Raw genomic sequence first — 21,446 nt, 5'->3', positions numbered from 1 at the left:
GGGCGCTCTATCCGGCGTGCCGCAAGCTGACGCCGCTGCCTTTGTCGAACAGCACGACCTTGTCCGCGTTCCAGGCAAAGCGCACCGGCTGCTCGATCGCGACATCGGTCCTTGCCGGCACCGTCGCGCGCAGCGTCGTATCGCCGACCCTGAGCGTCAGGATCTTTTCGACGCCGTGATTCTCGACATCGTGGACGCGCGCCTCGACCGGCGCGCCGCTTTCCAGATAGACATCCTCCGGACGGATGCCGAAGACGAGCGGGCGGCCGTCGGTCGCGCCGCTCGTCTTTGGTCCCCCCGAGCTATTGGCTCCCCCTGCATATGGCAGTTCGAAATTCAGCGGTGCCATCACCGCGCGGCCGTTGACCAGTTTGCCGTCGATGAGGTTCATCGGCGGCGAGCCGACGAAGCTCGCCACATAGGTGTCGCGCGGGTTGTTGTAGATCTCGTGCGGCGTGCCAGTCTGGACGATGCGGCCATGGTTGAGCACGCCGACCTTGTCGCCCATCGACATCGCCTCGATCTGGTCGTGGGTGACGAACAGGAAGGTGGCGCCGAGTTGTATCTGCAGGTTCTTCAGTTCCGTGCGCAGCGCCTCGCGCAGCTTGGCGTCGAGCGCCGACAGCGGCTCGTCCATCAGGAACACGCGCGGCTTGCGCACGATGGCGCGGCCGATGGAGACGCGCTGCATCTCGCCGCCCGACAGGCGGTCGGTCTTGCGGTCGAGCAGATGCTCGATCCTGAGCGTACGTGCGGCGCGGTCGACGCGATCCTTGATCTCGGCGTCGGGCAGCCGGCGGATCTTCGGCTTCAGCGGGAATTCGAGGTTTTCGCGCACCGTGTAGCGCGGATAGAGCGAGTATTGCTGCAGCACCAGCGCCACGTCGCGCTCGGCCGCGCCCCAGTCGGCGACGTCGACGCCGTCGATGAAGACCTGGCCTTCGCTTGGCTTTTCCAGGCCGGCGATCAGCCGCAGCGTCGTCGTCTTGCCGGCACCCGTCTCGCCCAGCAGGACGAAGAACTCGCCATCGGCGATGTCGAGATCGAGCCCGGCCAAGGCGGTGTGGTTGCCGAAGGTCTTGGAAATGTTCTTGAGCTGGATATGCGCCATCAGAGTCTCACATCAAGCGACTTGCCGCTTGCCTTGTCGAAGAAATGCGCCTGGGTCGGGTCGATCCTGGCGAACACCTTCTCGCCGGGTCCGGCGACGAAACCGCTTTTGGTGCGCGCGCGCAGCATCTTGGAGCCGACCTTCAGGTCGACGATGTCGAAGGAGCCGAGCGGTTCCACGATCTGCGTTTCGACAGCCATGAACCCCTCGGCCGCGTCACGGCGGATGAGCACGCCTTCCGGCCGGATGCCGAGTGCCAGCCCACCCGCGGCATGGCCGTTGAGCTTCGACAGGAGAGCTCGCGGAAACTCGAAGCCGGTGGCCGCGTCACCCACGGTCACCGATGCGGACGAGGCTTTTTCGGCCACCGCCGCGTCGGCGACATTCATCACTGGACTGCCGACGAATTGCGCCACGAACAGATTGGCCGGGCGCGAATAGACTTCGTCCGGCGAACCGACCTGCTGCAGCACGCCTTCATGCATGATGACGATGCGGTCGGCGAGGCTCATCGCCTCGATCTGGTCGTGCGTGACATAGATGGTGGTCGAGCCCTGCTTGATGTGCAGCCGCTTGATCTCTGCCCGCATCTCCTCGCGCAGCTTGGCGTCGAGCGCGCCGATCGGCTCGTCCATCAGCATGGCCTTCGGCCGCCGCACCAGCGCCCGGCCGATGGCCACGCGCTGCATGTCGCCGCCCGACAGCGCCGACGGCTTTTTGGCCAGCAGGTCCGTTATCTGCAGCGTCTTGGCGACCGAGCGCACCTCGCTGTCGATTTCCGCCTTGCTCTTGCGCGTGGCACGCAGGGGAAAGGCGATGTTCTCGTAGACGCTCATATGCGGGTAGAGCGAAAACGATTGGAAGACCATCGCGATGTCGCGGTCGGCGGCCTTCAGATGCTGGATCGGTTTGCCATCGATGAGGATATCGCCTTCGTCGATCGTCTCCAGCCCGGCGATGGCGCGCAGTGTCGTCGTCTTGCCGCAGCCCGACTGGCCGAGCAGAACGATGAACTCGTTGTCGGCGATCTGGAGGTTGAGGTCCTTGATGACCTGGACGGCACCGAAGAACTTCTGGACGCCGCGAAGCTCGATCTGGGTCAATGCTGTGCTCCCGGATTTCGCGCCTGCATGTCCCCGGAATGCCCGGTACCGGCCTTGTCTTCCGGTGCGATCTTCGAGGTGACGTTGAAGCCGATCAGCCCGATCAGGATAATGGTCAGGCCGTATGTGTGCAGCAGCATGTTCCACGGCTGGCAGAGCGCGACGATGCCGAGCACCATCAGCACCTGGCTGCCTGGCTCCAGATATTTCTGATTGATGGCGCGAAAGCTCATTTGCGGATCGCTCCGAAAGACATGCCACGCAGCAGGTGATTGCGCAGCAGGAAGGTGAAGATGGCGACCGGCAGCAGGAACAGGAAGGTGCCGGCGGCGATCACCGTCCAGTCCGGCAGGCCGGAGCCGACCTGGCTGGGGATGAACGGCGGGGCGGTCTGCGCACGGCGATTGGTCATGATCAGCGCGAAGGCATATTCGTTCCACGCGGTGATGAAGCAGAACACGGCGGTGGCGGCGATGCCGGTGGCCGCCTCCGGCAGCACGATCTTGAAGAAGGCTTCCATGCGCGTATAGCCGTCGACGAGTGCCGCCTCCTCATATTCTTTCGGTATCTCGTCCATGAAGCCCTTCATCAGCCACACCGAGAAGGACAGGTTGAAGGCGGTGTAGAGGATGATCAGCCCGACATGGGTGTCGTTGAGGCCGACCGCTCGGTACATCAGGAACATCGGGATCGCCACCACCACCGGCGGCAGCATGCGCGTGGACAGGATGAAGAAGAGCAGATCCGCCTCCCCCTTCACCTTGAAGCGCGAGAAGCCGTAGGCGGTGAACGTGCCCATGCCGACCGCCAGCACCGTCGAGGTGATGGCGATGATCAGCGAGTTCAGGAAGCGGCTCGGATAGCCCGACCACTGCACCTGACCTTTACCGTCACGCACGATCTTCTCGCCGCCATCGAAAACGACGCGCTCCCACCACGGGGCGGCCGCGTACTCTTCGGGCGTCGGCGGGCTGCGCAATTGCGAGCGCTTGGTGAACAGCTTCACGAAAGGCGAAATTTCCGGCTGGAAGACGACCGTCGGCGGGATGGTGGTGGCCAGGTTGCGCGGCTTGAACGCCGTCGAGGCGATCCAGTAGATCGGGGCGAGGAAGATGATCGTCACCAACAGCACGGCGACGATGGCGATGCGGTTGAAGCCGATCTCTGAAGAAGTGCGGACTGCAGCCATCTCAGCGCTCCTTCACCTTGTTGAGGTATTTGACATAGATGTTGGTAATGGCCAGCACCATGATCAGCACGATGTAGGCCATCGCGCAGGAACGCCCGGTCTGCCACTCCTGGAACGCCATCTTGTAGAGCCGGATCGAGATCAGCTCGGCCGTCGGCTGGCTGGTCAGGATGTAGGCGAGGTCGAAGGTCTTGAACGCCTCCATGGTGCGGAAGATGACTGCGATCATCAGGATCGGCGCGACCAGCGGCAGCGTGATGCGGAAGAAGGTGTAGAACGGTCCGGCGCGGTCGATCGCGGCGGCCTCGTAGAGATGTTTCGGCACCGCCGAGAGGCCTGCCAGCGACAACAGCATGACGAAGGGCGACCACATCCAGATGTCGGTCAACGCAACCGCGTAGAGCGCCATCTTGGGATCGGCCAGCCACTCGAAATTGCCGAGCCCGAGCGCATAGTTGATGACGCCCCATGATGGATCGTAGAGAAGCTTCCAAAACAAGCCGACAACAGCCATCGACAGCATCATCGGCAGCAGCAGGAGCGTGGTGATAAGGCCCTTGAGCGGGATATCCCGGTTGAGCAGCATCGCCACGCCGAAGCCGACAAACAACTGGCCGGCGACCGAGATGATGACGTATTTGGCGGTGATGGCGAAATTGGACCAGACATAGGGGTCGTTGAGCAGGTCGCGATAGTTCTGCAGCCCGACGAAAGTCGCCGGCGCATTGGTCGACGCACGAAAGTCGGTGAAGGAATAGCCGAGCGAATAGATCAGCGGAAAGATGTTGAAGACGATCAGGAACAGGACCGTCGGGATGATGAAGAGATTGCGGATGGAAGTGTCGCTCAGGCCGCGCGCGGCCGCTCTTGAAGACCTGTCCAGCGTGGTGATCATCGTGGTCGCCAAGACCCTGCTCCCGGTTGCGGAAAAAGAAACGGAGGGGGCTTCAAGCCCCCTCCGCGAGGCATGATCGTTATTGGCCGCGGCCGTACTTCTTGAAGGTCGCGTTCCAGTCGGCCGCCAAAGCGTCCAGCGTTTCCTTGGCGGTACCTTCCCCGCCGATCATGTAGGGATAGACGCGCTGGTTGAGCTGCTGCAGCAGTTCGGCATATTCCGGCACCGCCCAGAAATCCTTCACCTTGAACATGGTCTCGTAGAAGGCCTTGTTGTAGGGCGTGGCGTTCTGGAATTCCGGCGACTTGAGCACCGCCGCGCTACAGGTATAGCCGCCAAGGGCCGCCCACTTCTTCTGGGTCTCGTCCTTGATGAACCATTCGAGGAACTTCGTCGCCTCTTCCTGCTTCTGCGAGTAGGAGACGATGGAGATGCCCTGCCCGCCGAGTGCGGCGAACTGGTCGCCGTTCGGGCCCGGAGGGTTGGCGAAGAAGCCGGTGTTCTTGGCGTTCGGATTCGACGCCTCGTTGATCAGCGAGGGGAAGAACGCGAAGTAGTTCATGCTCATCGCGGCCAGGTTTTCGGTGATCGCCTGGTTGTCTTCGACGAAGAACGACTTGGCCCAGCCTGGAGGGGTGAACTTGTAGAGTTCCTTGTAGGCGTCGAGCGCTGCGACCGCCTTGTCGGAGTTGATGAAGCCATCGACCTTGTAGGTCGAATAGTCACCCAGTTCGCCGCCATAGGAGAACAGCGCGTTCTCGAAGCCCATCGCCATCGCGTCGTAGGAATTGTCGGTGTAGATGGCGATGCCGTACCTCTTCTGGTCCGGCCGATAGAAGAATTCGGCGATGTCGCGCAACGCCTTGAAATCCTTCGGCACGTCGAGGTCGTAACCATACTTGGCCTTGAACGCTTCCTTTTCCTTGGGATCCTCGAACCAGTCCTTACGGTAGGACCAGCCGACGGCATCACCTTCAAGCGGGATGGCCCAGTACTTGCTGCTGCCGCCCGGATATTCGGCATAGTACTTCACCGTCGCCGGCGCCATCACATTGCCGAGGTCATGCTTCTTGAAGAAATCGGTCAGGTCGACATAGTGGCCGCCGGTCGAGCCGGCGCCAAGCCACTGCGAGTCGCCGACGACCAGGTCGTAGGCGTCGCCATGGGCGTTGAACTCGGTGAAGGCCTTGGTCTGGAAGTCGGACCACGGGGTGGTTTCCACCGTGATCTTGACGCCCGTTTCCTTCTCGTACTCGTTGCCGAGTTCCTGCAAATAGTTGGCCGGATCCCATTCCGCCCAGAAGATGGTGAGCGACTTTTCCTGCGCGTAGACGGACGTTCCGCAGGCAAGCGTTAAGCCGATACCAGCAAGCACGCTGGTCACTAACTTGCGCATAATGATTTCCTCCCTTGTGCGCGTTCTACCTTGTCATCCGAGCCGGCGACGCAGCCGACCCTGGTAGTTCCTCCCGTAATCGCACCTTTCCGGTTTCGGCCTCCTCGCCCTGCCGGAAAAATGGATCGCAACCCTCACTTTCAATCCACTTTTCTGATCCAATCTGGTATTACCAATCCTGCGTCGACGTCAAGCCCTTTCTTGGGAGCTCGACATCCTCAGCGCTCTCGGATTCAGACATTATCTGCCTGTTTTCGCATGATTTTCCTACTCAGTGATATGCACAGGTGTTGCCTGGCACCTCGCGCTGGAGCTAATATCAATAGTCGGCATGCAAATCTGGTCGAACCAGATTGGTGCTATTTCACGGCTGTCCTTGAACCGGCACCGCCTCCTTCATCGATCGATTCCGCGACCGCCGCACGCACCAGCGCACCAGCCGCCCATTGCGCGACCGCCATCGTTTTGCGGCTATCCAGCCCCCAGATGTCTTTCAGCACGATCAGCACCTCGACGCCGAAGATCAGCGACAGTGCCTGCGCCAGGCGTTTGAAGTCGCGCGGCGGCAAGCGGCCTTTGAGCGGCGCGATCGCCTCCTTCAAAAGATCGACGCGATGACCGCGCGTGAGGGCCGGCTCGCCGCCCAGCGTGCCGGCCTGGCGCCTTGCCCACTGGTCGAGCGACAGCTTCAGCGCCGCCTTGAACGTCGCCTCGAAGGCCTCGATACGCGGCATGGCGGTGGCGAACAGCTCGGCGACCCGGCGCCCGGCATCGGGGGAGGTCGATTGCCAGGTAAGGATCGGGCCGAGCCCCTCATTGACGACCGCCTGCACCAGCGCCGCCTGGCTCGGGAAATAACGATAGGCGGTGGCACGGGAAACCTGCGCTGCTTCCGCGACTTCGCTGACCGAAGGCGTGACGCCCGCCTGCATCAGCCGCGTCGCCGTCTCCAGCATCAGCCGTTTCGTGCGCGCCCGGGGTCCGCGCTCGGCTCTCTCGCCGGCGTCGTCCTGCACGGCGGCTTGTTGACGTGAGACATCCATATCAATACGATACGCGCGTCTCAAAAATTTGCAATGACCTGGGAACGGCCCGTGAAGCGCATCTACGTCGTGGGCACCGCCGACACCAAGGGTGAGGAACTCGCCTTCCTGGCCGATGCGGTCGCCGCCACCGGCGCCGCTGTTTGCCGTGTCGATGTCGGAACGCGCAACGCAACCGTGCCTGTCGACATCACCGCCAAGGAAATTTCCGGCCATCACCCCGACGGCGTCAACGCCGTGCTCGGCGGAAGTGATCGCGGCGCCGCCGTCGCCGCGATGGGCGTCGCCTTCGCCCGCTTCATCCAATCGCGAAACGACATTGCCGCGATTATCGGTATCGGCGGCGGCGGCGGCACATCGATCATCACCTCGGGCATGCGCGCCCTGCCGCTCGGCCTGCCCAAGATCATGGTCTCGACGCTCGCATCGGGCGACACCGCGCCCTATGTCGATGTCTCCGACATCATCATGATGCCTGCGGTGACCGACATGGCGGGGTTGAACCGGCTCTCCCGCGTCGTCCTGCACAATGCCGCCCAGGCGATCTCCGGCATGGCGGCGAGGCCTGCGCCGCCGCCCGACGGCAAGGCTTCGATCGGTCTCACCATGTTCGGCGTCACCACGCCGTGCGTGACCGCCATCGCCGACCAGCTCCGCTCCCGATACGATTGCATGGTTTTTCACGCCACCGGCACCGGCGGCCGCAGCATGGAGAAGCTCGCCGACAGCGGCTTGCTGTCCGGCGTCATCGACGTCACCTCCACCGAAGTCTGTGACCTTCTGCTCGGCGGCGTGCTGCCGGCGACGCAGGATCGTTTCGGAGCGATCATGCGCACCCGCCTGCCCTATGTCGGTTCGGTCGGCGCGCTCGACATGGTCAATTTCTGGGCGCCTTCGACCGTTCCGGAACGATATCGCGGCCGGCTGTTCTACGAGCACAATCCGAACGTCACGCTGATGCGCACCACGGCTGACGAGTGCCGCCAGATCGGCGAATGGATCGGCGCCAGGCTCGCCCGCTGCGAAGGGCCGGTGCATTTTCTGATCCCTGAAAAGGGTGTCTCGGCGCTCGACATCAAGGGTGGCGCCTTTTTCGATCCGGAGGCCGATGCCGTCCTGTTCGAAGCCATCGAGCGCACCATCCAGCCAAACAACACGCGCCGCGTCACCCGCCTGCCGCTGCACATCAACGACCCCGAATTCGCCCGGGCGGCAACCGCTGCCTTCCTCGACATCGCCAGACACTGAGGTCCAAGAACATGCCCGCAATCCCTCGCAAGGACATATTGAAGAAGTTCCGGGGAATGATCGACAAGGGCGTCCCGATCATCGGCGGCGGCGCCGGCACCGGCCTGTCGGCCAAGGCCGAGGAGGCCGGCGGTATCGACCTCATCATCATCTACAATTCCGGCCGTTACCGCATGGCCGGGCGCGGCTCGGCGGCCGGCCTGCTCGCCTATGGCAATGCCAACGAGATCGTCAAGGAGATGGCCTACGAGGTGCTACCGGTGGTGAAGAAGACGCCGGTTCTTGCCGGCGTCAACGGCACCGATCCTTTCGTCATCATGCCGTTGCTGCTCGCCGAGCTGAAGACGATGGGCTTTTCCGGCGTGCAGAACTTTCCGACCATCGGCCTGTTCGACGGCTCGATGCGGCAGAGTTTCGAGGAGACCGGCATGGGCTTTGGGCTCGAGGTCGACATGATCGCCGAGGCGCACAAGCTTGACCTCATGACCACGCCCTATGTCTTCAACCCCGAGGAGGCCCGCGCCATGACCAAGGCCGGTGCCGACATCGTCGTTGCCCATATGGGCGTGACGACAGGCGGCTCGATCGGCGCCACCTCGGCCAAGTCGCTCGACGACTGCGTGGTCCAGATCGATGCCATCGCCGAAGCAGCCCGCTCGGTGCGCAAGGACGTCATCCTGCTTTGCCATGGCGGCCCGATCTCGATGCCCGACGACGCGCGCTACATTCTCTCACGAGCCAAGGGCCTGCATGGCTTCTATGGCGCAAGCTCGATGGAACGGCTGCCGGCCGAAGCGGCGATCGCCAGGCAGACTGCCGATTTCAAGGCGCTCAGTGGCGAGAAAGCCGCGAAGAAAAAGAAGGGATGATGAGAGATGATCGACAAGAGCAAGGTGTTTGTCTACCCGAAGGACGTCAGCGCCTTCGGCTTCGACTGGGGCAAGCTGTCGCTGACGGTGGCTCCGGAAGTGAACGGCGCTGTCCGCTTTTCCGGCGGCGTGGTCGACCTGCCCTCCGGCAAGGGCCACGCCCGCCACAACCATCCCGGCGCCGAAGAGATCATCTTCGTCATTTCGGGCCATGGCGAGCAGATGGTCGAGGACGAAAAGGGCAATCCGGTGGTCGAGAAGGTCGGCCCCGGCTGCACCATCTATGTGCCGGAAAGCCGTTTTCATTCGACATTGAACACAGGCGACGGGCCGATGCAGCTCTTCGTCGTCTATTCGCCGGCTGGCCCGGAACTGGGCTTGCGGGAACTGCCGGATTTCAGGCTGATTCCGGCGGGTGGCGAGTAGTCTCTCCTCGCGCTTCCGCGTTTATGGGGAGGCTCCCTCATCCGGCCGCTTCGCGCAGCCACCTTCTCCCCGAGGGAGAAGACAGAAGCCAGCGCCGGCGCGAACTCCTCTCCCCTTGGGGAGAGGTCGGATTGCCCCGAATTGCCCTTCGCAATTCGGTTGGCAATCCGGGTGAGGAGGCCCGCGCCGAGCTAGGCTGTCCCGCCCCGGTTCCACCCCCGCCCCCGATCACCGAACATCACATAGCCGCTCTCGGTCACCGCCAGTGTATCCTCAAGCTTGATGAAGCCACGCGTCGGGTGGAGCATCGTCGTCTCGACCGACAGCACCATGTTCTTCTCCAGTGGCTTGGCCGCATAGGTGCCTTCATAGGTCACCGGATGGTTGGTCATCAGGAATGGCGCCTCATGCGTGATCAGGCCCATGCCGTGGGCGAAGAAATCCGTATAGGCAGCGACTTTTGATTTCTTCAGCACGCCCTCGGCGTGGGAAATCATCTCGCCGCCGAGCGTGCCCGCTTTGACCTTCGAGAAGGCAGCCTGCTGCACCGTCTCGACCTCGGCCAGCAGATCCTCCAGCTCGGCATCGGGCTCGCCCAGGATGCCCATCCGGCAGAGATCGCCGATATAGCCGTGATAATTGCCGCCGGAATCGATCGACAGCACCTCGCCCTTCTTCCATGCCTGCGGTGAAGCGGCGCGGTTATGGCTGGAGCCCAACGTCAGCAGGCAATATTCGAAATGGATCCCGCGATTGGTTTCCTCGCGCCGCAACTGCTCGATCATCTCGGCCTTGGTCGTGCCTTCGCGCGCCCATTGGATGGTCGCCAGCATGGAATCGGTGATCAGTTCGGAAGCCGTGCGCAGCTTCTTCAGCTCGGCATCGGTCTTGATCGCACGCATGCGCTCCAGCATGTCGGTCGCATCGATCAGCTTGGCATCCGGCAGCGCCTTGCGGATCAGAGTGTAGGCGTCCGAGGGCAGGAAACCCGGCTCGATGCCGATGCGCGCGCCCGCCTTGCCGATCTTCTGCAGATGCTCGACGGCGAGGTTCGCGGCATCGAGCGTGCCCCAGCAGGCGGCGTGCAGCGTCGGCGTCCAGAACGGGTTGTTCTGGTGCTCGCCGCCTTCCATGCGGTTGCCGATATAGGCGGCGTGATCGGGTCCGCCCTTCTCGTAAACGACTATGGGCAGATAGCGGCTGTGGCCGATCGCATCCATGGCGGCGAAAAAGATGAATTTGTAGCCGCCAAGCAGATATTGCGTGTTGTGCTTGGAGGTCGCGAGCAGCACATCGATGCCCGCCTCCTCCATCAGCCGATCGACCCTAGCCTGGTCGAACGGGATCTTGCTGACGGCACTCTTGCCCGGGGCAATGTTCATCTCTCTCTCCCTGGATTGCCTGGGATCACTGGCCGCTCCGCGCCCGATCCGCTGGCTGTCGATCAAATCTGCACCATTTTTCCCACACTGGTCCAGCCAGAAATATCCGAAGACCGCGACTGCGCCGTCACCAAGCCGTCATTGGCCGTATATGCATCAAATCTGGTCTTACCAGATAGATTGAATTGAGCCATTTCCCGCAAACTGGTCCAGCGGACGAAAATTTCAAAGCCAAGCAAGGATGCGCCAATTCCGTCTCTGGCGAAACCTTTGGCAAGGCTCATAATCGCCGCCGCAAGGATGCCGGCGGGCTCGCAGGCGTCCGAGGGGTATGGCGCGCCGTGTGGGGTCGCGGAGAGGACGGAGTTCGATCATGTCAGGTTTCACGATTTCCAGACGCAAAATGCTTGCCGGCTCGGCGATGCTGCTCGCCTCCACCGCCATGCCGACACTTGGCTGGGCGCAGACGCCGAAGAAGGGGGGCCGACTGGTGCTCGCCGCCGATTCCGAGCCACGCAACCTCAACCCGGCGATCGTCGCCTCCAACGGCGTCTTCTTCATCTCCAGCAAGATCGTCGAAACGCTGGCCGAAGCCTCCTTTGACGGCAAGGACGGGCTTGCGCCACGCCTGGCTCTGAGCTGGGAAGGCGCCGCCGATGGGCTTTCGGTGACGTTCAAGCTGCGCGAAGGCGTCAAATGGCATGACGGCAAGCCGTTCACGTCGGCCGACGTCGCCTTCTCGGCGCTGCAGATATGGAAGCCGCTGCAAAATCTCGGCCGCACCGTGTTCAAGGACCTGGCCGCCGTCGACACGCCCGACGATCTCACCGCCGTGTTCAAATTCGCCAAGCCGACGCCGTTCCAGCTGATCCGCAACGCGCTGCCGGCGCTGAGCAGCGTCGTGCCGAAGCATGTCTACGAGGTCGGCAAGATCGAGGACAACCCGGCCAACAACGCGCCCATCGGCACTGGGCCGTTCAAGTTCGGCGAGTACAAGGCCGGCCAGTATTACCGGCTGATCAAGAACACGGATTACTGGGGCAAGGACGAGCCCTACCTCGACGAGATCATCTACCAGGTGCTGCCCGACCGCACGTCGGCCGCAAGCGCGCTGGAAGCCGAGGAAATCCAGCTTGCCGCCTTCTCGGCCGTGCCGCTGGCCGACCTCGACCGCATCTCCAAGGTGCCGGGCCTGAAGGTGATCACCAAGGGTTATGAAGGACTGACCTATCAGCTCGTCGTCGAGATCAACCATCGCCGCAAGGAACTGGCCGATGTGAAAGTGCGCCAGGCGATCGCGCACGCCATCGACAAGGATTTCGTCGTCAAGACGGTGTTCCTTGGCTATGCCGCGACCGCCACCGGCCCGGTGCCGAAGAACGACCCGCAGTTCTACACCGCCGACGTGCCGACCTATGCCTTCGACGTCGCCAAGGCCAACGCCTTGCTCGACGAGGCCGGCTACAAGAAAGGCCCGGACGGCAAGCGCTTTTCGCTCAAGCTCCTGCCCGCGCCATATTTCAACGAGACCAAGCAGTTCGGCGACTATTTGCGCCAGGCACTCGCCGCCATCGGCATCGACGCGGAGCTCGTCAACAACGACTCCGCCGCGCACATCAAGGCCGTCTACACCGACCACGCCTTCGACCTTGCGGTGGGTCCGCCGGTGTTCCGCGGCGATCCCGCGATCTCGACAACCATCCTGGTGCAGAGCGGCATTCCCGACGGCGTGCCGTTCTCCAACCAGGGCGGCTACAAGAACGACGCGCTCGATGCGCTCATCGCCAAGGCGTCCGAGACGCTCGACACCACGGCCCGCACCGACCTCTACAAGGAGTTCCAGAAGGAGGTGGCCGCCGACCTGCCGCTGATCAACGTCGCCGAATGGAGTTTTATCAGCGTCGCGCGCGATACGGTTGGCAACATCGCCAACAACCCGCGCTGGGCGGTGTCGAACTGGGCGGACACGTATCTGGAATCGTGACACATTTGCGCGGATGAGAATTCGCGAGAAAAGGGGAATTTGGCCGAAGGCCGAGTTCCTTCGCACCCCCCTCTGTCCTGCCGGACATCTCCCCCGCAAGGGGGGAGATCAGCTATTTGTCCGCTCCGCCAATTATGCGGCGTCGAAAGTTGGCGAAGCCGTCGGTGACATCCAATCTCCCCCCCTGCGGGGGAGATGTCCGGCAGGACAGAGGGGGGTGCCTGGGCTCGGCATTTCTTATAGGCGGACATACGCCAACACTCGGAGGGGCCTATGACCCGCGCCCTCATCCTCCTCCGCCGCCGCCTCGTTGGCAGCATCTTCGTGCTGCTGATCGTCGTCATCGGCACATTCCTTTTGCTCGAGGCCGCCCCCGGCGATGCCGTCGACGCCTACATCGTCTCGACCGGCGGCGACGCCGGCATGATCGAATTGCTGCGTCATCGCTGGGGTCTCGACCAGTCGGAGCTGACGCGGCTCGCCAACTATCTCTGGGCGCTGCTGCATCTCGACCTCGGCCAGTCGGTGACCTTCTCCCGGCCGATCCGCGACGTCATCCTCGAACGCCTGCCCAACACGCTGCTGCTGATGGTCAGCGCCACCGCGCTCTCCTTCGGGCTCGGCTCGGCGCTCGGCATCTATGCGGGCGCGAGGCCAGGGAGTTTGCGCGACCGCTTCCTGTCGATCGGCTCGCTGGCGCTTTATGCCGTGCCCGGTTTCTGGCTCGGCCTGGTGCTGATCGTCGTCTTTGCCGTCGACCTGCGCTGGCTGCCGATCGGCGGCATCGAAACCCTGGCCTCGGACAAGACCGGCCTCGACCGCGCCGCTGACATCGCCATCCATCTCGTCCTGCCGGTTTCCGCTCTCGGCTTCATCTATCTCGCGCTCTATCTGCGCATGATGCGTGCCGGCATGGCCGAAGTCTGGCGGCGGGATTTTGTCCTGGCCGCCCGCGCCAGGGGGCTTTCGCGCCGCCGCATCGTGCTCGCCCACATTGCCCGCAATGCGCTGCTGCCGCTGGTCACCATGCTTGGCTTGCAGTCGGCGCAGATGCTCGGCGGCAGCGTCGTCATCGAGAGCGTCTTCTCCGTGCCCGGCCTTGGCCGGCTGGCGCAGGAAGCGGTGGCCGCGCGCGACACACCTTTGCTGCTCGGCATCATCTTGGTCAGCGCCGTGCTGGTCATCGTTATCAACCTCCTGGTCGACATCGCCTATGCCTTCCTCGATCCGCGCGTCGGCGCCAGCGAGGCCGGCGCGTGAACCCGCTTCGCCGCTTTCTGCGGAGGCCTGAGGCCGTCGCCGGCGCCATCCTTCTGGCGGCGCTGATCGCCATGGCGCTGTCGGCTCCGCTGCTGTTCTCCGGTGATCCGCAAGCCATTGCCGGGCCGTCGCTGCTGCCGCCGTTCCAGGACTGGTCGCTGCCGCTCGGCACCGACCGGCTCGGCCGCGACGTGCTGGCCGAGCTTTTCCACGGCGCCCGCACCTCGCTCGCCGTCGGGCTTGCGGCGGCGACGGCGGCACTGGCCATCGGCGCAGTGGTCGGCACTTTGGCCGGCTTTTCCGGCGGCCTCGTCGACGAGGTGCTGATGCGCGTCACCGACGCCTTCCAGACCGTGCCGGGCTTCCTGCTGGCTCTGGCCTTCGTCAGTGTCGTCGGGCCATCGCTCGGCGTCGTCGTGATCGCCATCGCGCTCGGCACCTGGACCGGGCCTGCCCGTATCGCCCGCGCGGAAGTTCTCTCCATTCGCGAGCGCGACTATGTCGCCAGCGCCCGCGCCATCGGCATGCATCCGCTCGAAATCGCCTTTCGCGAAGTGCTGCCCAATGCGCTGCCGCCGGTGCTGGCGATGTCATCGGTGATCGTCGCCGCCGCGATCCTCACCGAGGCAGCCTTGTCGTTTCTCGGCCTCGGCGACCCCAATCGGGTCACCTGGGGCGGCATGATCGCCGAAGGCCGCACTGTTTTGCGTACCGCGCCCTTCCTGTCGATCGTCCCTGGCATAGCACTGGTGCTGACGGTGCTCGGCGTCTATCTCGCCGGTGAAGGCATCGTCGAGACGACGGCAATCAGGAGAGGCCTGTCGTGACTGCACTCGCAGCGATCCGCGACTTGACGGTCACCTACCGCCGTGACGGCGGCGAGGTCGCGGCGTTGAAGCACGTCAGCTTCGATATCGTCGCTGGCGAGCGCCTGGCCATCATCGGCGAAAGCGGATCCGGCAAGAGCACGCTGGCGCTGACGATTGCGGGGTTGTTGCCGGGGTCTGCCGCTGTTGAAGGCCGCATCGACTGGTCCTTGCCAACCTTCGGCGCCAAGGCACCCCCCTCTGTCCTGCCGGACATCTCCCCCACAAGGGGGGAGATTGTGCATTCATCTCCGCTTTCGCCAGTCACCAACGTTGCCAAAAGTGGGCCGTCGAAGACGCTGCCGATCTCCCCCCTTGCGGGGGAGATGTCCGGCAGGACAGAGGGGGGTGTGACGGAACGCCAACCTTTCGAATCCGAGCTCAGCAGAATCCCCCTCGGCGGCCGCGATATCGGCTTCGTCTTCCAGGACCCATCCGCCAGCCTCGACCCCGTTATGCCAATCGGCAAACAAATCGCCGAAGTCGCCCGCACCCACCTCGGCCTCACCTGGCCACAGGCATACACGCAAGCAAAAACCCTGCTCGAACGCGTCCGGCTGCCCGATCCTGACTCGGCCCTGCGAGCCTTCCCGCACCAGCTCTCCGGCGGCCAGAAGCAGCGCGTGGCAATTGCCGCCGCCATCGCCGCCGGGCCGAAATTGCTGATCGCCGACGAGGCGACCAGCGCGCTCGACACCATCGTGCAGGCCGACATCGTTGCCTTGATCCGGCGGCTGGTGGCCGAGGACGGCATGACGCTGCTGTTCATCAGCCATGACATCGCGCTTGCCGCGGAGCTTGCCGAGCGCATCGCCGTGTTCCGCCATGGCCAGTTGGTCGAACTTGGCACGACGCCACGGATTATCGACGCGCCGGCCCAGGCCTACACGCGCGCGCTGCTTGATGCCCATATCGGCCTCGATGCCGAACCGTTGTTGAACCGGAGCGGGCGCCACGCATGAGCCTGCTCTCGGTGTCCAGCCTCACCAAACGCTACCGTCGCGGGGGCAAGACCGTTGCCGCCGTGGACGATCTCTCTTTTCACATTGAGCCGGGCGAAACGCTGGCGCTCGCCGGCCCTTCCGGCAGCGGCAAATCGACAATCGCGCGGCTGGTGCTGCGATTGACCGATCCGGATGCCGGCCGCATCGAATTCGAAGGCAATGATTTCCTGGCTTTTGGTGGTGCCGCGCTGCGAACGCATCGCGCGCGCCTGCAAATGGTGTTCCAGGATCCGCTGGCCGCCTTCAATCCACGGGCCACGGTGGCGCGGGTGCTCGACGACCCCTTGCGCATCCATCGCATTGCCTCGCGCGCCGAGCGCCCCCACCGCATCGCGGCCTTGCTCGAACGCGTAGGGCTGGCAGCGGATCTTGCCGCGCGCACCATCCACGAAATCTCCGGCGGCCAGCGGCAGCGCGTCGCCATCGCGCGCGCCATCGCCACGAAACCGTCGCTGATCGTGCTCGACGAAGCGGTGTCGGCGCTCGACGTCTCCGTGCGCGGGCAGATCCTTGATCTTTTGCTCGACCTGCAAAGGCAGGAACGGATCGCCTATCTCTTCATTTCACATGATCTCGGCGTGGTCCGCGCGATCGCTCAGCGCGTCATCCTCCTCGACGCTGGGCGAATTGCCGAGAGCGGCGACGCCCGTGCCGTCATCGACGCACCGCAATCGGCCATCGGCAAGGCCCTGGTGGCCGCCGCGCCAAAACTCAAGAGAACCGCACAGGACGTATCATGACCGACCCCGTAGCCAGAGCCGAGAAACTGTCGCGCGAACTCGATTCCGCCTTCCGCAACCGCGCCGATCTCTACCGCCTGTTCCTCGACGAGCTGACCGGAGAGCTCGGTGCCGAAAAGGCCGAGGCGGTCATGATCCGAACCATCGAGCAGCGCGGCAAGGAAGTGGCTGCAGCCGCCTTCGCCAGCTTCGGCGCCAACGACGCGCGCGCCATCGGCGAGGCCTTCCTGGCGGTCAGCCCGGATGGCGGCCTGATGTACCCGACCGATGTCGAGCGCGGCGATGACCGCATCGCCTTCAAGGTGAAGCGCTGCCCGCTCAAGGACGCCTGGGTCGAGGCCGGAGTCGGTGACGAAAAGCTCGCCACGCTCTGCCGCATCGCCGGCGCCTTCGACCGCGGCCTGTTCGAGGCGACGGGCGTGCGTTTCGACAATGTCACCTGGACGCCGGGCCACGGCCCAGGCTGCTGCCACATCGCGCTGACCAATCGCGATGCCGGCTAGAGCAATTCCAGGAAAAGTGTGACATGGTTTTCCCGGGAAAAGCGCGTAGCGCTTTCCCTTGGGAATTGCGTAAAAACAAAGAGATAGAGCGGTTCGCCGTTTCCGTGAAACGGTGAAATGCTCTAGCCGCCGACCATCAGCCTGACGACTTCGTCATGGTTGGTCTCGGAGATTTTGCGCTCGCCGGCCTGGATGCCGCGCCGCAACACGACGATGCGGTCCGAGACGGCAAAGATGTCCTGCAGATTGTGCGAGATGAAGATCACCCCGCGCCCCTGCGCCTTGAGCTGGTGGATGAGCGAAATCACCTTGCGCTGCTCCGGCACGCCAAGGGCTGCGGTCGGCTCGTCCATGATCAGGATCTGCGCATCCCAGTAGACGGCGCGGCCGATGGCGACGGCCTGGCGTTGGCCGCCGGAGAAGTTGCTGACCGGGGCTTCGAGCCGGCTGACGTGGAAATCCAGCCGCCCCATCGTCTCCTTGGCCGCCGTGGCCATCGCCTTGCGGTCGAGCACCGGCAGGAAGCCGAACGCCTTGCGCATCGGTTCGCGGCCAAGGAAGATGTTGGCGCCGATCGACAGATTGTCGGCAAGCGCGAGGTCCTGGTAGATCGTCTCGATGCCCTTTTCGCGCGCCTCCTGCGGCGTCGCGAACGTCACCGGCTGACCCCTGAGCAGGATTTCGCCGCCGGTCGGCTGGAACACGCCCGATATCGCCTTGATCAGCGTCGTCTTGCCGGCGCCATTGTCACCGGCGAGCGCCACCACTTCACCCGGCCGCACGGCCATGGAGAAGTCGTTCAGCGCCCGCACGGCACCAAAGTGCTTCGACAGATTGCGGACTTCCAGCAGGGGTGCGTTCTGGTTGGTGCTATTCATCCTGACGGGCTCCACTGAACCGGCGCTGCGCCTGGTCGATGAGAACGGAAATGATGATGACGATGCCGACGGCAATGAATTGCCAGAACGGTTCGACATTGACGAAGACCAGCCCGTACTGGATGACCGCGATCACCAGCGCGCCGGCGACCGTGCCGAAGATGGTGCCGGAGCCGCCGAACAGGCTGGCGCCGCCGATCACCACGGCCGCGACGCTATCGAGCAGCAAAGGCTCGCCGGCTTGCGCGGCACCGGCGGTGAAGCGCGCGGCATAGAGCGCGCCGCCAAGGCCGGCGCACATCGCCGACAGCACATAGAGCCGAAGGATGTGGCCCCTGATGTCGATGCCGGCGCGCCGCGCCGCCTGCACGTTGGCGCCGATGGCATAATTGTGCTGGCCGAACCGGGTCTGGCTGAGCAGATAGTGCATCACGACGACGAAGACGGCGGCGATCATCACCAGATAGGGGACGCCATGGAACTTGCCGTTGCCGAGCAGCGCGAACCACGAATTCTGCACCGGCACCGTCGTGCCCCCGGCGAGCAGGAAGGCGGCACCGCGCGCGACGCCGAACATGCCAAGCGTGCCGATGAAAGGCGGGACCCTGAGGCGCGATATCAGCAAGCCGTTGATGACGCCCGGCACGCCGGCAACGATCACCGCGGCAAGGATGCCCGCCAGCATCGCCAGCGGCAAGGGGATGGCCGCGCCCGCCATGTTGGTGGCATGCGCGGCGATGACGGCGGCCAGCCCCATGATGAAGCCGAGCGACAGGTCGATGCCGCCCGAGATGATGACGAAGGTCTGCCCTGTCGCCAAGAGCAGCGGCGCCACCGCGAATATCGCGATGGACTGCAGGTTGAACGGATTGAGCACGAAGGTCGCGCCGAAGTCGGTCCTCGACCAGATCTCAAAGCAGATGATCAGGCCGGCAAGGAACAGCCAGGCGCGCGCTTCCGCTATGCGTGCGATCCAGTTCCTGGCCGGATCGCCGTGATCGGCCTGAGGGGCGACATGCTTCTCGGCCGGCTGGGCTGGTGATGTCGAGGTCATGGATTCTCCACGGCGCGGCTGCCATCAAAAAAGGTCCTGCCTTCGGCGAGAACCCGGCACGGGCTCCTCCCGGCGGACCGGGAAGAGCCAGTCTCGTCTGGACTTACTCGGAGTAGAGGTACTTCGAGACGTTCGGATCCGCGATGTTGGACTTGTCCATGATCGTGAAGCCGGTGCCGATCGTGACCGGAATCGACTGGCCGGTCAGGTGGGCATAGGCCGAGACCACGCCGTAATAGCCGATCTCGGCAGGATGCTGGGCGATCGCCACGTCCACCAGGCCGGTGTTGATGTTGTCGACGATGCTGGTCGGAGCATCGAAGGCGACCACCTTGACGGTTCCCGTCTGTCCAGCCTGCTTGACGCCATTGGCCGCGCCCAGCGCCGAGAACAAATTGGCGCCGAACACGCCGACCAAGTCCGGATTGCGCGCGAACACGGCCTGCAGTTGCGAGGCCGCCTTGTTGGCATCGTCGTCGTTGAACTGGGTCTCAAGCACGGTGATGCCCGTATGCTTGGCCATCTCCTTCTTGAAGCCCTCTTCACGCTGGTCGGTAGTCGAGATTCCGGGCTTGACGTTCGAGACGTAGACCTTGCCCTTGTCGCCAACCGCGGTGGCCAGCGCGCGAGCGGCAATCTCGCCGCCGAGCACATTGTCCGAGGCGATGTAGGACAGCGGGAAATCAGCGTCACCCGCGCCGGTCTGGTAGGCGCCGCTGCCGATGAAAGTGTCGACGGTGATGACCGGAATGCCGGCATCATTGGCCTTGCGCAGCGGCTCGACCAGCTGAACCTTGTCGGTCGGCGCGATCAGGATCGCGTCAGGCTTCTTGGCGATGACCGCATCGAGCACCGGCACCTGGGTGACCGGGTTGAATTCCGGCGCGCCCTGGAAAACCAGGTTTACGCCAAGCGCATCGGCAGCCGCCTGGGCGCCCTTGCGCATGGTGATGTAGAAACCATCGGTGGTGAGGCCCGGAATGAGCGCAATGGTGTATTTCTTGTCCTGCGCCTGCGCGGGCGCGATCAGCACCGTCGCACTGACGGCAAGCGCCGCGAGCGCGGCAACAATCTTCTTCATGACATCCTCCTCATTATTGGCAGATCTGCCGTTGCAAGTGACATTGGAATGGCCGCCATCCGCTTGGGGACAAGGCGGCGTGAACGCCTTTTTGCCGTCACGGGCAGCTTTCCTCCCAAGCGCCCTCCAGTCGATATGTCAGCCGGTCAGTCAGACCGGTACACTTGGCCACAGCCCCATTCCCCTACCTCCGCGAGGTCCGGCAAACTGTGCCCCGCCGCGCCTTGCTGGCGGGCATCCTGACTTGTAACACTTTGCAGAAATAAATTGCAACTCGGTTTTTCCGAGCTTGCAGCGCCGGGTTTTTCACACCGTACGACATCCGACTGCTCCGTGGAGCCCCAGCCAACTATTGCCCGCGCCTCTCGGCGACACAACTTGTTTTCGCGGCGGGCTCCATCCGCCAGTGTCGTGCCGGTCCTATCGCTGCGCAAGCGCCGCGAGGATGGCCTGCGCCGTCTTCGTATCGGTGACCAGCGTGTTGATCAGTCCTGCGCGAGCGGCGCCGATGATTGCCGTCGCCTTCTCTGGCGATGCGGCAAGGCCGATCACCTGCGGCACGGCGCGAAGCTGTGCCGGCGACATAGCGATCATCCGGCTCTCCCCTTCCCACGCGATCGGCTGCCCCTCGACATCGAAATAATGCCGAAGCACATCACCGGCCGCATGGACCAACGCCTGCTCGCTCGGCGTGGCGGCACTTGCCTCCGGCGCATTGATGGCATGCGGCAGGCCGATACCGACGATCGCGATGTCGGTCTTCTCCCACAAGGCGACGGCGTCGCGGATGGCGACATCGCGCAGGAAGACATCCCGCAACTCCGTGGACGGCAGATAGGGCGCATGGATGAAGTGCGGCGTGCCGCCGAACTCCTCGGCGGCGAGCCGCACGAACTCGTTGACCTGAAAATGCGCCGCGTGCTGCTGCATGCCGCCGGTGGCGGCGACGGTGAGCACACCGGGCATGCGCGGCAGGCCGGCCCGGATAACTTCGCGCACAGCGCGCCCCCAGCCGATGGCGACCACGGAGCCTGCCACCAGTTGCGCCTGCCTGAGCAGCCCGCCAAGCGGTGCCGCTAGTGCTGCCAGCGTGCCTGCCGCCGGCGTCTCGACCACCGCGGCATCCCGCAACTTCAATCCATCGATCAACTGCCTGGTGATGTCCTCCGGCGTCGCCAGATCGAGAACCTCGATACGCACGATCCCTTCCGTCCGCGCCCGCTGCAGCAGGCGCGAAATCGTCGCGGTGGAGACACCGAGCTGCCGCGCGATGTCGACCTGCGACATCTCCTCCAAATAATGCAGCTTGGCGACCGTGTGCAGCAATGTCCGCGACGCGGTCGCATCCTGGATGGAGGGAACAGACAGCTTGCAATTCCTTTCAGCAACGTGTTACACACGTATACGCCGATGG

General features: G+C 63.8%; 22 protein-coding genes. 9 read left to right on the top strand and 13 right to left on the bottom strand.

Annotation, left to right across the window (positions count from 1 at the left end):
- Positions 1-7: 7 nt before the first annotated feature.
- The 7 genes from LB568_RS11225 to LB568_RS11195 all read right to left on the bottom strand — a co-directional run bounded on the left by LB568_RS11225 (position 8) and on the right by LB568_RS11195 (position 6,737).
- The gene (locus LB568_RS11225; protein ID WP_224730154.1) at positions 8-1,111 is read right to left on the bottom strand and encodes an ABC transporter ATP-binding protein; all 1,104 of its coding nucleotides are present in this window, start codon (positions 1,109-1,111) and stop codon (positions 8-10) included.
- Positions 1,111-2,214 (bottom strand): ABC transporter ATP-binding protein, encoded by a 1,104-nt coding sequence (locus LB568_RS11220; RefSeq protein WP_023763963.1) that lies wholly within the window; start codon positions 2,212-2,214, stop codon positions 1,111-1,113. The genes LB568_RS11225 and LB568_RS11220 overlap by 1 nt, the downstream gene beginning before the upstream one ends.
- Positions 2,211-2,447 carry a hypothetical protein gene (locus LB568_RS11215; RefSeq protein WP_013892905.1) on the bottom strand — a complete coding sequence of 79 codons (237 nt, stop codon included), beginning with the start codon at positions 2,445-2,447 and terminating at the stop codon, positions 2,211-2,213. Before LB568_RS11215 ends, LB568_RS11220 begins: the two co-directional genes overlap by 4 nt.
- Complete coding sequence (locus LB568_RS11210; protein WP_023763962.1) at positions 2,444-3,403, bottom strand: carbohydrate ABC transporter permease; 960 nt, start codon at positions 3,401-3,403, stop codon at positions 2,444-2,446. Before LB568_RS11210 ends, LB568_RS11215 begins: the two co-directional genes overlap by 4 nt.
- Position 3,404: 1 nt before the next feature.
- Positions 3,405-4,310, bottom strand: coding sequence for a carbohydrate ABC transporter permease (locus LB568_RS11205; RefSeq protein ID WP_023763961.1), 906 nt, complete (start codon positions 4,308-4,310; stop codon positions 3,405-3,407).
- 67 nt (positions 4,311-4,377) lie between these two features.
- Positions 4,378-5,694, bottom strand: a complete 1,317-nt coding sequence (locus LB568_RS11200) for an ABC transporter substrate-binding protein (RefSeq protein ID WP_224730153.1) — start codon at positions 5,692-5,694, stop codon at positions 4,378-4,380.
- Between the two features lie 359 nt (positions 5,695-6,053).
- The gene (locus tag LB568_RS11195; RefSeq protein WP_224730152.1) at positions 6,054-6,737 is read right to left on the bottom strand and encodes a TetR/AcrR family transcriptional regulator; all 684 of its coding nucleotides are present in this window, start codon (positions 6,735-6,737) and stop codon (positions 6,054-6,056) included.
- 51 nt (positions 6,738-6,788) lie between these two features.
- On the opposite strand from LB568_RS11195, the gene LB568_RS11190 reads away from it, so the two are divergent.
- The 3 genes from LB568_RS11190 to LB568_RS11180 are packed head-to-tail and all read left to right on the top strand — an operon-like array spanning position 6,789 to position 9,280.
- Positions 6,789-7,985, top strand: a complete 1,197-nt coding sequence (locus LB568_RS11190; protein WP_224730151.1) for a Tm-1-like ATP-binding domain-containing protein — start codon at positions 6,789-6,791, stop codon at positions 7,983-7,985.
- A gap of 11 nt (positions 7,986-7,996) precedes the next feature.
- Entirely contained in the window at positions 7,997-8,854 is an 858-nt protein-coding gene (locus LB568_RS11185) for a phosphoenolpyruvate hydrolase family protein (RefSeq protein WP_224730150.1), read from the top strand.
- A gap of 6 nt (positions 8,855-8,860) precedes the next feature.
- Positions 8,861-9,280 carry a cupin domain-containing protein gene (locus LB568_RS11180; RefSeq protein WP_031257424.1) on the top strand — a complete coding sequence of 140 codons (420 nt, stop codon included), beginning with the start codon at positions 8,861-8,863 and terminating at the stop codon, positions 9,278-9,280.
- Between the two features lie 191 nt (positions 9,281-9,471).
- On the opposite strand, the gene LB568_RS11175 is transcribed toward LB568_RS11180, so the two are convergent.
- Positions 9,472-10,662, bottom strand: a complete 1,191-nt coding sequence (locus LB568_RS11175) for a M24 family metallopeptidase (protein WP_224730149.1) — start codon at positions 10,660-10,662, stop codon at positions 9,472-9,474.
- A gap of 62 nt (positions 10,663-10,724) precedes the next feature.
- Entirely contained in the window at positions 10,725-10,946 is a 222-nt protein-coding gene (locus LB568_RS11170; protein WP_224730148.1) for a hypothetical protein, read from the bottom strand.
- 89 nt (positions 10,947-11,035) lie between these two features.
- Between LB568_RS11170 and LB568_RS11165 the strand changes: the two genes are divergently transcribed.
- From LB568_RS11165 to LB568_RS11140, 6 genes are all read left to right on the top strand, one after another.
- Positions 11,036-12,646 carry an ABC transporter substrate-binding protein gene (locus LB568_RS11165; RefSeq protein WP_224730147.1) on the top strand — a complete coding sequence of 537 codons (1,611 nt, stop codon included), beginning with the start codon at positions 11,036-11,038 and terminating at the stop codon, positions 12,644-12,646.
- A 273-nt stretch (positions 12,647-12,919) separates the two neighbouring features.
- The gene (locus tag LB568_RS11160) at positions 12,920-13,906 is read left to right on the top strand and encodes an ABC transporter permease (RefSeq protein ID WP_224730146.1); all 987 of its coding nucleotides are present in this window, start codon (positions 12,920-12,922) and stop codon (positions 13,904-13,906) included.
- Positions 13,903-14,733 (top strand): ABC transporter permease, encoded by an 831-nt coding sequence (locus tag LB568_RS11155; protein WP_224730145.1) that lies wholly within the window; start codon positions 13,903-13,905, stop codon positions 14,731-14,733. Before LB568_RS11160 ends, LB568_RS11155 begins: the two co-directional genes overlap by 4 nt.
- Complete coding sequence (locus tag LB568_RS11150) at positions 14,730-15,734, top strand: ABC transporter ATP-binding protein (RefSeq protein WP_224730144.1); 1,005 nt, start codon at positions 14,730-14,732, stop codon at positions 15,732-15,734. Before LB568_RS11155 ends, LB568_RS11150 begins: the two co-directional genes overlap by 4 nt.
- Complete coding sequence (locus LB568_RS11145; protein ID WP_224730143.1) at positions 15,731-16,516, top strand: ATP-binding cassette domain-containing protein; 786 nt, start codon at positions 15,731-15,733, stop codon at positions 16,514-16,516. Before LB568_RS11150 ends, LB568_RS11145 begins: the two co-directional genes overlap by 4 nt.
- Positions 16,513-17,019, top strand: a complete 507-nt coding sequence (locus tag LB568_RS11140; protein ID WP_013892891.1) for an L-2-amino-thiazoline-4-carboxylic acid hydrolase — start codon at positions 16,513-16,515, stop codon at positions 17,017-17,019. The genes LB568_RS11145 and LB568_RS11140 overlap by 4 nt, the downstream gene beginning before the upstream one ends.
- A gap of 122 nt (positions 17,020-17,141) precedes the next feature.
- On the opposite strand, the gene LB568_RS11135 is transcribed toward LB568_RS11140, so the two are convergent.
- From LB568_RS11135 to LB568_RS11120, 4 genes are all read right to left on the bottom strand, one after another.
- Positions 17,142-17,897, bottom strand: coding sequence for an ATP-binding cassette domain-containing protein (locus tag LB568_RS11135; RefSeq protein WP_023763951.1), 756 nt, complete (start codon positions 17,895-17,897; stop codon positions 17,142-17,144).
- Entirely contained in the window at positions 17,890-18,951 is a 1,062-nt protein-coding gene (locus tag LB568_RS11130; RefSeq protein ID WP_023763950.1) for an ABC transporter permease subunit, read from the bottom strand. The genes LB568_RS11135 and LB568_RS11130 overlap by 8 nt, the downstream gene beginning before the upstream one ends.
- Before the next feature lie 103 nt (positions 18,952-19,054).
- Entirely contained in the window at positions 19,055-20,032 is a 978-nt protein-coding gene (locus tag LB568_RS11125; protein WP_224730142.1) for an ABC transporter substrate-binding protein, read from the bottom strand.
- Positions 20,033-20,452: 420 nt separating this feature from the next.
- Positions 20,453-21,358, bottom strand: coding sequence for a sugar-binding transcriptional regulator (locus LB568_RS11120; RefSeq protein ID WP_224730141.1), 906 nt, complete (start codon positions 21,356-21,358; stop codon positions 20,453-20,455).
- Between the last annotated feature and the right edge of the window lie 88 nt (positions 21,359-21,446).

The organism is Mesorhizobium sp. B263B2A (genome assembly GCF_020165775.1).
GTDB classification, from domain to species: domain Bacteria; phylum Pseudomonadota; class Alphaproteobacteria; order Rhizobiales; family Rhizobiaceae; genus Mesorhizobium; species Mesorhizobium opportunistum.
Note: the sequence above shows the minus strand (reverse complement) of the source record. Positions and strands in the feature narration are given on the sequence as shown.

What these genes read in the sequence shown, in the direction of transcription:
- LB568_RS11225 (WP_224730154.1), bottom strand. Translation starts at nt 1,111, where the DNA reads ATGGCGCATATCCAGCTCAAGAACATTTCCAAGACCTTCGGCAACCAC.
- LB568_RS11215 (WP_013892905.1), bottom strand. Translation starts at nt 2,447, where the DNA reads ATGAGCTTTCGCGCCATCAATCAGAAATATCTGGAGCCAGGCAGCCAG.
- LB568_RS11210 (WP_023763962.1), bottom strand. Translation starts at nt 3,403, where the DNA reads ATGGCTGCAGTCCGCACTTCTTCAGAGATCGGCTTCAACCGCATCGCC.
- LB568_RS11200 (WP_224730153.1), bottom strand. Translation starts at nt 5,694, where the DNA reads ATGCGCAAGTTAGTGACCAGCGTGCTTGCTGGTATCGGCTTAACGCTT.
- LB568_RS11195 (WP_224730152.1), bottom strand. Translation starts at nt 6,737, where the DNA reads ATGGATGTCTCACGTCAACAAGCCGCCGTGCAGGACGACGCCGGCGAG.
- LB568_RS11185 (WP_224730150.1), top strand. Translation starts at nt 7,997, where the DNA reads ATGCCCGCAATCCCTCGCAAGGACATATTGAAGAAGTTCCGGGGAATG.
- LB568_RS11180 (WP_031257424.1), top strand. Translation starts at nt 8,861, where the DNA reads ATGATCGACAAGAGCAAGGTGTTTGTCTACCCGAAGGACGTCAGCGCC.
- LB568_RS11175 (WP_224730149.1), bottom strand. Translation starts at nt 10,662, where the DNA reads ATGAACATTGCCCCGGGCAAGAGTGCCGTCAGCAAGATCCCGTTCGAC.
- LB568_RS11170 (WP_224730148.1), bottom strand. Translation starts at nt 10,946, where the DNA reads ATGAGCCTTGCCAAAGGTTTCGCCAGAGACGGAATTGGCGCATCCTTG.
- LB568_RS11165 (WP_224730147.1), top strand. Translation starts at nt 11,036, where the DNA reads ATGTCAGGTTTCACGATTTCCAGACGCAAAATGCTTGCCGGCTCGGCG.
- LB568_RS11160 (WP_224730146.1), top strand. Translation starts at nt 12,920, where the DNA reads ATGACCCGCGCCCTCATCCTCCTCCGCCGCCGCCTCGTTGGCAGCATC.
- LB568_RS11145 (WP_224730143.1), top strand. Translation starts at nt 15,731, where the DNA reads ATGAGCCTGCTCTCGGTGTCCAGCCTCACCAAACGCTACCGTCGCGGG.
- LB568_RS11140 (WP_013892891.1), top strand. Translation starts at nt 16,513, where the DNA reads ATGACCGACCCCGTAGCCAGAGCCGAGAAACTGTCGCGCGAACTCGAT.
- LB568_RS11135 (WP_023763951.1), bottom strand. Translation starts at nt 17,897, where the DNA reads ATGAATAGCACCAACCAGAACGCACCCCTGCTGGAAGTCCGCAATCTG.
- LB568_RS11130 (WP_023763950.1), bottom strand. Translation starts at nt 18,951, where the DNA reads ATGACCTCGACATCACCAGCCCAGCCGGCCGAGAAGCATGTCGCCCCT.
- LB568_RS11125 (WP_224730142.1), bottom strand. Translation starts at nt 20,032, where the DNA reads ATGAAGAAGATTGTTGCCGCGCTCGCGGCGCTTGCCGTCAGTGCGACG.